At 49.6% G+C, this 226-nt stretch carries 1 protein-coding gene; it reads left to right on the top strand.

The window, feature by feature from the left end; genetic code table 11:
* On the top strand, window positions 1-226 hold a 226-nt coding region (locus R3X28_RS19320), incomplete at both ends, for a hypothetical protein (RefSeq protein ID WP_317666531.1).

Below are 226 nucleotides of genomic sequence, written 5' to 3'. Positions count from 1 at the left end.
CGCCATTGCATTGAACACCGCCAAAACCGGAATCACCCCGGCACAAGCGGCAATCGTTGCGAATACCTCTGGCGTGAACACAGGTGATCAGGATATCTCAGGGATAACTACCAATGCTTCTGATATTGATGCTCTTGAATTGGAACAAACCACACAGAACGACGCCATTGCATTGAACACTGCTAAAACGGGTATCACTCCGGCACAAGCGGCAATCGTTGCGAAT

This window comes from Maribacter sp. TH_r10, from assembly GCF_033101095.1.
Lineage (GTDB): Bacteria > Bacteroidota > Bacteroidia > Flavobacteriales > Flavobacteriaceae > Maribacter_A > Maribacter_A luteus.
Note: the sequence above shows the minus strand (reverse complement) of the source record. Positions and strands in the feature narration are given on the sequence as shown.